General features: G+C 71.4%; 7 protein-coding genes and 1 pseudogene. 5 read left to right on the top strand and 3 right to left on the bottom strand.

What is annotated here, in order from left to right; genetic code table 11:
- The 4 genes from CCN33_RS19135 to CCN33_RS19150 form a co-directional block, all read left to right on the top strand.
- Nucleotides 1–269: sensor histidine kinase (locus CCN33_RS19135; RefSeq protein ID WP_140394595.1), on the top strand; the 269-nt coding region annotated here is incomplete at its 5' end.
- Nucleotides 270–451: 182 nt separating this feature from the next.
- A complete protein-coding gene (locus CCN33_RS19140; protein WP_086694797.1) occupies nt 452–1,393 on the top strand; it encodes an ABC transporter ATP-binding protein in 942 nt (313 codons plus the stop codon).
- Nucleotides 1,390–2,229 carry an ABC transporter permease gene (locus CCN33_RS19145; RefSeq protein WP_086694798.1) on the top strand — a complete coding sequence of 280 codons (840 nt, stop codon included), beginning with the start codon at nt 1,390–1,392 and terminating at the stop codon, nt 2,227–2,229. Before CCN33_RS19140 ends, CCN33_RS19145 begins: the two co-directional genes overlap by 4 nt.
- Before the next feature lie 202 nt (nt 2,230–2,431).
- The gene (locus CCN33_RS19150) at nt 2,432–3,268 is read left to right on the top strand and encodes a COG4705 family protein (protein WP_244173865.1); all 837 of its coding nucleotides are present in this window, start codon (nt 2,432–2,434) and stop codon (nt 3,266–3,268) included.
- A gap of 87 nt (nt 3,269–3,355) precedes the next feature.
- On the opposite strand, the gene CCN33_RS19155 is transcribed toward CCN33_RS19150, so the two are convergent.
- Nucleotides 3,356–4,816 carry a sensor histidine kinase gene (locus tag CCN33_RS19155; RefSeq protein WP_086694800.1) on the bottom strand — a complete coding sequence of 487 codons (1,461 nt, stop codon included), beginning with the start codon at nt 4,814–4,816 and terminating at the stop codon, nt 3,356–3,358.
- Nucleotides 4,813–5,556, bottom strand: a complete 744-nt coding sequence (locus CCN33_RS19160; RefSeq protein WP_086694801.1) for a response regulator transcription factor — start codon at nt 5,554–5,556, stop codon at nt 4,813–4,815. Before CCN33_RS19160 ends, CCN33_RS19155 begins: the two co-directional genes overlap by 4 nt.
- 84 nt (nt 5,557–5,640) lie before the next feature.
- Between CCN33_RS19160 and CCN33_RS33125 the strand changes: the two are divergent.
- Nucleotides 5,641–5,796, top strand: a pseudogene (locus CCN33_RS33125) (cytochrome P450); the annotation flags it as partial.
- A 32-nt stretch (nt 5,797–5,828) separates the two neighbouring features.
- On the opposite strand, the gene CCN33_RS19165 reads toward CCN33_RS33125, so the two are convergent.
- On the bottom strand, nt 5,829–7,060 hold a 1,232-nt coding region (locus CCN33_RS19165; protein WP_086694802.1), incomplete at its 5' end, for a glycoside hydrolase family 15 protein.

The following is a 7,060-nucleotide window of genomic DNA, read 5'->3' on the forward strand; positions in this document are numbered from 1 at the left end:
ACGCCCGCGCGGGCGTGACGGTGTCGGCGCGCCGGACGGCCGACGGCGTCCGCGTCAACGTCACCGACGACGGTCCTGGTGTACCCGAGCACTTCGTGGGCGACCTGTTCACTCCCGGCCGGCGCGCCGACCGGGACGACGGGCACGACGGCGCGGGCCTGGGGCTGCCCCTCGCGAGACGACTGGCCCGCTCCGTCGGCGGCGAGGTCTCCCACGACTCCGGCTGCACACGTGGAGCCCGCTTCACGATCGATCTGCCCGCTCGCTGAGCCTCCTGTCCCCACGGGTCACGACCGCGAGTTCCCGCCGACCGTCGTGCACAGCACGAGCGGGCGTGCCGCATGACAGCAACCTGAACGGGGCGACGCCACTCCTTGGCGCCCGATTTATCCGCAGATGGATACGGCAATTCTTGTGCGACCCGCAAGAAGACGAGGAAAGCGGCGGACCGATGATCGACGCTCGGCAGCTCACCAAGAGATACGGCGAGAAAACCGCCGTGGACGGCCTGGATTTCGTCGTGAAGCCAGGCACCGTGACAGGCTTCCTGGGACCCAACGGTGCGGGAAAGTCCACGACCATGCGCATGATCGTGGGGCTGGACGCCCCCACGAGCGGCACCGTCACCGTGAACGGGCGCCGGTACGAGCAGCACCGGGCGCCGCTCCAGGAGGTCGGCACCCTTCTGGAAGCCAGGTCGGTCCACCCGGGCCGCTCGGCGTACCAGCACCTCAGGGCGCTGGCGCTGACCCACGGCATCCCCCGCCGGCGCGTCGACGAGGTCATCGGCGTCACCGGGCTGGGCAGCGTGGCCGGGACACGGGCCGGTGCCTTCTCGCTCGGGATGGGACAGCGGCTCGGCATCGCCGCGGCCCTGCTGGGCGACCCGCGGACGGTGATGCTGGACGAGCCGGTCAACGGGCTGGACCCCGAGGGGGTGCTCTGGATCCGCAACCTGCTGACCTCGCTCGCGGCGGAGGGGCGCACGGTGTTCGTGTCCTCGCACCTGATGAGCGAAGTGGCCCTGGTGGCCGACCACTTGATCATTGTCGGGCGTGGCCGGCTGCTGGCCGACACGACCGTGCGGGAACTCGTGCGCGAGGCGGGCGGGAACACCGTGCGGGTGGCGGCGCAGGACCCCGCGCGGCTGCGGGACGTGCTGGCGGGGCCGGGCGTGGAGATCACCGAACAGGCCGGCGCGGAGGAGCTTCAGGTGACCGGGCTGTCGGCGCGCGACATCGGTCTGAGAGCGGCCGAGCACGGGATCGCCCTCTTCGAACTGCACACGCGTCAGGTCTCGCTTGAGGAGGCATTCATGGAACTGACCAGGGACGCCGTCGAGTATCACGGCACCCCGGCCGAGGTCGTCGCGGCCGCCGGGGGGCCGGCGTGAGCACCCTCACCGCGGCCACCGAGGCACCGTCCACCGCGAACGGCCGTCCCGCGTACCGGGTGACCGGCCGACGTGTCGTCGCCTCGGAGTGGGCCAAGCTCTTCTCGCTGCGCTCTTCCTGGATCGTCCTCGGACTGAGCCTGTTGTTCGTCGTCGCCTTCGGGCTGATCGCCGCGTTCCGCTACCGGTCCGAGATCGGCTCCGGGCAGATGAACCAGGACTTCGCCCGTCAGAACGCCGTGGGCCTGTCCCTCTTCGGCGCGAACTTCGCCCAGTTGGCCCTGGGCGTCCTCGGGGTGCTGGTCACCGCCGGGGAGTACTCCACGGGCATGATCCGCTCGACGCTGGCCGCCGTACCGCGCCGGCTCCCGGTGCTGTGGTCCAAGGCGGCCGTGACCGGGCTGGTCGCGCTGGTCGTCGCGACGGCGGGGGCGTTCGTGGCCTTCCTGTCCGGCAGCCGGATCGTCGCCGGTACGCCCGCCGCCATGGGCTTCTCGCACGCGGGCGTCGTACGGAGTCTGCTGGGCGCGGGGCTGTACCTGTGCCTGGTCGCCGTGATCGGGACCGCTCTGGGTACCCTCCTGCGGTCCGTGGCCGGCGCCGTCTCGGCCCTGGTCGCCGCGCTGATGCTGGTCCCGGGCCTGATCACCCTGCTCCCGAGCGCGTGGCGTGACGGCATCAGCCCCTTTCTGCCCAGCAACGCGGGTGCGTCGATGTTCGCCGTCACCCCCGACTCCGGCACGCTGACACCCGGCGCCGGTCTGCTGGTCCTCCTCGCCTGGACCGCGCTGACACTGACCGGTGCCGCGTATCGCCTGCGGCGAGCCGACGCGTGAGGGCGAGCGGTGCGGCGCAGACGTGGAGCGGGTGAACCTGCCTTTGGTAGCAGCCCTTCCTGGCGCCGACAGCAATTCCCAGCGCACCTTTCAGGTTGTGTTCAGGTCCGGAAGAACACGGGGAAATACCTGCACCGGAATTGCCAAAGCGACGGCAAAAGGGCCTGGGACCAGCACAGTTGGGCATGCGAGGGTGCGGATCATGAGCACAGAGCATGTCCTCGGTCACCGGCCTTCTTCCCGGTCTCGCGCCCGCATGGCCGAGCGCGCGAACAAGGTGCCCGAGGTGACCGTCTATTTCTGGGTCGTCAAGGTCCTCACCACCGGCATGGGCGAGACCGCGTCCGACTTCCTGGCCCGTCTTCTCGGACCGGTTCCGGCCGTGGCCCTCGGCGGTCTGGCCTTCACCGCCTCACTCGCCCTCCAGTTCGCCGTACGCCGGTACGTGGCCTGGATCTACTGGACGGCGATCGTGATGGTCAGCGTGTTCGGCACGATGACCGCCGACGTTCTCCACGTCGCTCTCGGCGTCCCTTACACCCTGTCCACGCCCCTGTTCGTCATAGCCCTGGGCGCGGTCTTCGCCCTGTGGCACGCGTGCGAGCGCACCCTGTCGATCCACTCCATCCGGACCCGCCGCCGCGAGACCTTCTACTGGGCAGCCGTTCTCGCCACCTTCGCCCTCGGCACCGCGGCCGGAGACCTCACGGCCTCCTCGGGTCTGGGATACCTGGGGTCCATCGCCCTGTTCGGGGTGGCGATCGCGGTCCCGGCCGTCGCACACCGCATGGGCCTCCTCGGCGCGGTGACCGCGTTCTGGACGGCGTACGTACTGACCCGTCCCCTCGGCGCGTCGATCGCCGACTGGATGGCCGCGTCCCACGCCCACGGCGGCCTCGGCTGGGGCGTCGGCCCGGTCACGGTGTCCTGGACCGTGGCGATCCTCGGCTTCGTCGGTTACCTGACGGTGTCCCGCCGGGACACCGGGAGCCGGCGGACGACCCGTGAGCCCGTCACCCTGGAGGCGGATCGACGCTGAGCGTGCCGGGCGGCACAGACGACGGCGCGAGTCGCCTGCCCTTCGCTCGCTCAGGTCCTCCGGTACAGGAGCCTTCGCCTCCGCGGCTCACGGCCGCCCGGTACCCCGGCGGTCGTCCGTAAGAGGCAGAACGAGGGCGAAGCAGGTACGACCGGCCCTGCTGCCGGCCTCCGCCCGGCCCTCATGAGCCCGCGCGACGGCGTCCACGATGGCCAGTCCGAGCCCGGTGGAACCCGTCGCGCGAGCGCGGGAGGTGTCGCCCCGGGTGAAGCGGCCGAACACGTGCGCCAGCAGCTCCGGCGGGATGCCGGGGCCGTCGTCGGTGACCGAGAGCCGCGTCCACTCCGGTCCTGCCGACAGGACGACGTCGATCCGCGTGCCCTCCGGGGTGTGCCGGCCGGCGTTGCTGAGCAGGTTGGTCACGGCCTGCTGGAGTCGTTCGGGGTCTCCGGGGACCTCGACGGGCTCCTCGGGGAGATCGAGCTCCCAACGGTGTCCGGGGTGGCGGGCCGCCGCGTCCGCGGTCGCGTCGAGGACGATCCGGGTCAGATCGACCTGCTCCCGCCGGAGTTCGCGTCCCGCGTCGAGCCGGGCCAGCAGGAGAAGTTCGTCGACCAGGAGGCTCATACGCCGGGACTGCGCTTCTATGCGTTCCAGCGCGTGCCGGACCTCGGCCGGCAAGGGCTCGCCGTGCCGCATGGCCAGCTCGGCATGGGCCCGGATCGTGGCGACGGGGGTCCGCAGCTCGTGTCCGGCGTCGGCGGCGAAGGTGCGCAGCCGTTCCTCCCCCCGGTGGCGGCGGTCGAGGGCGTCGCCGACGTGGCCGAGGAGTTGGTTGAACGAGCGCGTCAGGCGGCCGACTTCGGTGTCGGCGTCGTCGGCCGGCAGCGATGGTGGCATGGCGACCTGGCCCGTTGCCAGGGGAAGGGCGGTCACCTGCTGGGCGGTGCGGTCGAGCCGCTCCAGTGGGCGCAGCGAACGCCGTACCCACAGTGCGCCGGTGACACCGGCCGCGACGAGGACGGCCCCGAAGACGAGGGACTCCACGGCTTCGAGCCGGTGCACGGTCTCCTCGACCGGTTGCAGCGGCAGGCCGGTGATGAGGACGTCCGCGTCGTCGCCCCGCCAGGCCGCGACGCGATAGGCGCCGATGCCGGTGAGGTGGACGGTCCGGGGACGGCCGTCGGCACGTACGGTGAGGAGGGTGTGCCGATCGGCCGCGCTGAGCGGGACGGCCCGGTCGGCCGTCCCGCGCACGACGGCCGCCTGAGTGACGCGCCCCTGCAGGGTGCGGGCCCCGAGGGTGCCGTCGGCCTGGCCCCGGGTGTCCGGGGCGTTGTCGGCGTCGGGGCGTGCCTCGTGTTCCAGGCTCGCGGCGAACCGTCCACCGGTGGCGGCGAGTTGCTGGTCCAGCCGGTTGACGAGGAACCCCTCCAGCGCCAGCACCGTGACGATGCCGACGCAGGTGCAGGCAAGCGCGAGCAGCAGCACGAGGCCCGCGGTGAGGCGGGCGCGCAGGGACCGGGGCAGTCCCACCGAGAGGCTCACCGCTGTTCCGGACGCAGCACGTAGCCCACGCCGCGGACCGTGTGGATGAGGGGCGTGTGTCCGGCGTCGATCTTCTTGCGGAGATAGCTGATGTACAGCTCGACGACATGGGCGCGACCCCCGAAGTCGTAGGCCCACACCCGGTCCAGGATCTGGGCCTTGGACAGCACCCTCCGCGGGTTGCGCATGAGGTAGCGCAGCAGCTCGAACTCGGTCTTCGACAGGTCGATGTGCCGGCCGCCACGGGACACGTCGCGGGCACTCTCGTCCATCACCAGATCACCCACGACGAGGGTGGCGCCGTCGGGGTGCTGCTGTGCTGTCAGGCCGGCCCGGCGCATCAGGCCCCTGAGACGCGCCAGGAGCTCCTCGATGCTGAAGGGTTTGGTGACGTAGTCGTCCGCACCGGCGGTGATGCCCGCGACACGGTCCTCCACGGCATCGCGGGCGGTGAGGAAGAGCACGCAGAGCCCGGGCCGGTCCCGGCGCAGCCGACGCAGCACGCCGGGGCCGTCACCGTCGGGCAGCATCCAGTCGAGAACCACGGCGTCGGGTTCGAACGAGAGGTTCGCGAGGAGCGCCTCGGCGGCAGTGGCCGCGGTGCGGACCTCCCAGCCCTCGGAGCGGAGGGCCGCGCCGACGACATCGGTCAGGTCGGCCTCGTCGTCGACGACCAGCGCCCGCGGCACCCTTCCGTCGGGGGTGCGGGGAGCCGGAGCAGGGGAATCATGGCTGTTCATCTCGGTTCCAGCATGCGGCATCCCCGCGGGCCGGGCGGTTCGGCGATCTTCTGAGTTTCCTCTGAACTTCGTACCGGGGCCATCGGCGGCCCCCTGGCCCGGCAGGAGACCCAGATCGCGCCCGCCGAACTGGTACGCCGGCTGGACCGGCCCCGCCTGGTCGCCGACCCGCCACCGTACCGGCGCAGCCCCGTACTTCGTGGCCCGGTCCATCTGTACATCGAGCGGGACGCCGCCTGACCGGTGGCCCCTCAAGTCGGCCTCCCGCGCTGTCAGAGCCGGTCGAGCGCGTCGTTGAGTGTGGTGGCGGCCATGATGAGGGACAGGTGGGTGAACGCCTGCGGGAAGTTGCCGAGTTGCTCCCCGCTCGGACCTATCTCCTCGGCGAAGAGGCCGACGTGGTTCGCGTACGTCTGCATCTTCTCGAAGGCGTAGCGGGCCTCGGCCAGCCGCCCGGCACGGGCGAGGGCGTCGACGTACAGGAACGTGCAGAGACTGAACGTCCCCTCGGACCCCTGCAGTCCGTCGGGGGACGCCTGGGGGTCGTAGCGGTAGACCAGGCTGTCGGAGACGAGGACGCGGTCCATCGCGTCCAGGGTGGTGAGCCACGCGGGACTCCGCGGGGAGAGGAATCCGACGCGGGGGGCGAGCAGGAGGGACGCGTCCAGGACGTCGCTGCCGTAATACTGCACGAGGGCCTGTTCCTTCTCGCTCCAGCCGCGCTGCATGACCTGTTCCAGGATCTCGTCCCTGGCCCGGGTCCAGCGCGCGGTGTCGGCCGGCCTGCTGAACTCGGCCGCCAGCTTCAGACCGCGGTCGAAGGCCGTCCAGCACATCACCCGGCTGTAGGTGAAGTCCTTGCGCCCGCCCCGGGTCTCCCATATTCCCTCGTCGGGCCGGTCCCAGGAGTCGGCGAGCCAGTCCAGGGTGGCCGCCAGGCTCTTCCACCCGTGATAGCCCGCGTGTTCCCCGACCTCACGACCCGCCGCGAGGCCGTAGAGGGCCTCGCCGTAGATGTCGAGCTGCAGTTGGTCCGCGGCGGCGTTTCCGGCCCGGACCGGGTAGGAGCCGCGGTACCCCTCGAAGTGCTCCAGCACCTCCTCCGTGAGGCGGGGATCACCGTCGACCCGGTACATGATCTGCAGGGGTTCGCCGTCCATCCCCTCATGAGCCTGGAGGCGGTCGCCGAGCCAGTGGATGAACCGGGTCGCCTCGTCCACGAAGCCGAGGTCGAGCAGCGCCCGGACCGACAGGGAGCCGTCCCGCACCCAGGTGTAGCGGTAGTCCCAGTTGCGCTCGCCGCCGATCTGCTCGGGCAGCCCCATGGTGGCCGCGGCGACCGGGGCGCCCGAGGGGGCGTAGGTCAGGAGCTTGAGGGTGATGGCGGAGCGGTACACCGTCTCCGTCCACCGGCCGCGGTAGCGCGAGGTACGCACCCACAGCTGCCAGAAGTTGATGTTCTCCCAGACCTGTTCGGTGATTCCCGCGGTGCTGGGCGGCGGGG

The sequence above is a fragment of the Streptomyces recifensis genome (genome assembly GCF_002154615.1).
GTDB classification, from domain to species: Bacteria; Actinomycetota; Actinomycetes; order Streptomycetales; family Streptomycetaceae; genus Streptomyces; species Streptomyces griseoluteus.